The following is a 3101-nucleotide window of genomic DNA, read 5'->3' as shown; positions in this document are numbered from 1 at the left end:
CATCGCACGAAGATCGTCTTGCCGGAAGATTTCGCGATGCCCGAAGGCGGCCTGAACATCCGCTGGCCCGACCCGCCGCTCGTCCAGGAAGCGCGTCTGCTCGACTACAAGTGGTACGCCGCCCTCGCCTACGTGCGCGCGAACAAGCTGGATCGTGTCGAGATCGATTCGCCGCACGCGCGCTTCGGCATCATGACCGGCGGCAAGGCGTATCTCGATGTGCGTCAGGCCCTCACCGATCTCGGACTCGACGACGAAACCTGTTCGCGCATCGGCATCCGTCTGTATAAGGTCGGCTGTGTGTGGCCGCTCGAGGCGCAAGGCGCGCAAGCGTTCGCGCGTGGTCTCGAGGAAATTCTGGTGGTTGAAGAAAAACGCCAGATCCTCGAATACGCGATCAAGGAAGAGCTGTACAACTGGCCCGATGCGCAGCGTCCGCGCGTGTTCGGCAAGTTCGACGAAAAAGACGGTGCGGGCGGCGAATGGTCGGTGCCGATGGGCAACTGGCTGCTGCCGGCGCACTACGAGCTGTCGCCCGCGATCATCGCCAAGGCAATTGCCACGCGGCTCGACAAGTTCGACCTGCCGTCCGACGTACGCGCGCGCATTGCGATGCGCATCGCGGTAATCGAAGCGAAAGAAAAAGCCTTGGCGCGTCCGCGCGTTGAAGCGGAGCGCAAGCCATGGTTCTGCTCGGGCTGCCCGCACAACACGTCGACCAATGTGCCGGAAGGTTCACGTGCGATGGCCGGTATCGGCTGCCACTACATGACCGTGTGGATGGACCGCAGCACCAGCACCTTCAGCCAGATGGGCGGCGAAGGCGTCGCGTGGATCGGCCAGGCGCCGTTCAGCAACGACAAGCACGTGTTCGCCAACCTCGGCGACGGCACCTACTTCCACTCGGGCCTCCTCGCGATTCGCGCGGCAATCGCGTCGAAGGCGAACATCACCTACAAGATTCTTTATAACGACGCGGTCGCGATGACGGGCGGCCAGCCGGTCGACGGCGTGCTGACCGTGCCGCAGATTACGCATCAACTTGCCGCCGAAGGCGCGACGAAGATCGTGATCGTCACCGATGAACCGGAGAAGTACTCGGCGAACGTCGGCCTCGCACCCGGCATCGACATTCACCATCGTGACAAGCTCGACGAAGTTCAGCGTCAGCTTCGCGAGATTCCCGGCACCACGATTCTGATCTATGACCAGACCTGCGCGACCGAAAAGCGCCGCCGCAGGAAGCGCGGCACGTATCCGGATCCGGCGCGCCGTGTCGTGATCAACGAAGCGGTGTGCGAAGGCTGCGGCGATTGCTCGGTGAAGTCGAATTGCCTGTCCGTGGAGCCGCTCGATACCGAATACGGCACCAAGCGCCAGATCAATCAGTCGACCTGCAACAAGGACTTCTCGTGCGTGAACGGGTTCTGCCCGAGCTTCGTATCCGTCGAAGGAGGTCAGTTGCGCAAGCCGAAGGCGGCTTCGGGCATCGTCGGTGACGCGATGCCGCCGGTGCCGGAGCCCGAACTGCCGTCGATCGCGCGCCCTTATGGGGTGTTGGTGACAGGCGTCGGCGGCACGGGCGTCGTAACGATCGGCGCATTGCTCGGCATGGCCGCGCACCTGGAAAACAAGGGCGTCACGGTACTCGACGTCACCGGCCTCGCGCAAAAGGGCGGCGCCGTGATGAGTCACGTGCAGATCGCCCAGAATCCAACCGACATTCACGCAACCCGCATCGCAATGGGCGAAGCGAGTCTCGTGATCGGCTGCGACGCGATCGTCACAGCCAGCGACGAGTGCGTCTCGCGGATGCAGGTGGGCCGCACCCGTGTCGTGCTCAATAGCGCGCATACGCCGACCGCCGAACTCATCAAGAACCCGAACTGGCGCTTTCCCGGCAGCAGCACTGAAGCGGACGTGCGCGCCGGTGCGGGCGACGATGGCGTCGATATGGTCGACGCGAACCACTTCGCTGTCGCGCTGCTCGGCGATGCGATCTACACGAACCCGTTCGTGCTCGGCTACGCATGGCAACGCGGCTGTGTGCCGCTGACCTATCAATCGCTGATGCGCGCGATCGAACTCAACAACGTCCAGATCGAGAAGAACCGTGCGGCATTCGAATGGGGCCGCCGCGCCGCGCATGATCTGGCTGCGGTACGCAAGCTCGCGCAGTCACAAGGACGGGGGGCCGCAGCAGAGACGGTGAGCAGCAAGATCATTTCGCTGCACACACCGAAGGCGCTCGACACGCTGATCGATAAGCGCGCCGACTACCTTGCAGCATGGCAAAACGACGCGTACGCCGCCCGCTATCGCGCGCTGGTGTCGCAAGTGCGGGTGGCGGAATCGGCGCTCGATTCGATCGACGACCAGTTGCCGTTGACGGAAGCGGTCGCGAAAAATCTGCACAAGCTGATGGCTTACAAGGACGAGTACGAAGTCGCGCGACTCTACAGCGATCCGGCGTTTATCGAAAAGCTAAAGGCGAATTTCGAAGGCGACTGGAAGCTGCATATTCACCTCGCGCCGCCGACGTTTTCGAAGAAGGACGCACACGGTCATCTGGTGAAAAAGAAGTACGGCCCTTGGGTGTTCAGTGCCATGCACGTGCTCGCAAAGCTTAAGTTCCTGCGCGGGACCGCGCTGGACGTGTTCGGTAAAACGGAAGAGCGTCGCACGGAGCGTGCGTTGATCGTCGAATACGAAGCACTGGTGCGCGAGCTGATTGGCGGCCTGACTGCGCAGAAGCGTGAACTGGCGGTCGAACTGGCGAATCTGCCGGACGGCATCCGCGGCTACGGGCACGTGAAGGAAAATAACCTGAAGGGTGTGCGGGTCAAGTGGAACGATTTGCTGACGCGCTGGCGTTCGCCGGAAGCAGGAAAGACGCAGCACGCGGCATGATCTTGCCGGATTGACCGGCGGCTATCGGCCTGAAATGGAAAAGGCGACTGTCCTCGCGGACAGTCGCCTTTTTTTTGCCTGTTTCGACACGTGATGCGTGTGTACAAGAACAAGCGGTACTGCTCCTTCCAACAACACAACAACAACCAAAAACAAACAACTACCAGACAGCAACTAAAACTACGAACTGC

At 61.7% G+C, this 3101-nt stretch carries 1 protein-coding gene; it reads left to right on the top strand.

All coding sequences use genetic code 11. From position 1 onward, the window contains the following. Positions 1-2910 (top strand): indolepyruvate ferredoxin oxidoreductase family protein (locus QOC89_RS30010; protein ID WP_323048358.1); only part of this gene is annotated, 2910 nt, incomplete at its 5' end. Positions 2911-3101: the final 191 nt, after the last annotated feature.

This window comes from Paraburkholderia sp. (assembly GCF_034668105.1).
Classification (GTDB): Bacteria; Pseudomonadota; Gammaproteobacteria; order Burkholderiales; family Burkholderiaceae; genus Paraburkholderia.
Note: the sequence above shows the minus strand (reverse complement) of the source record. Positions and strands in the feature narration are given on the sequence as shown.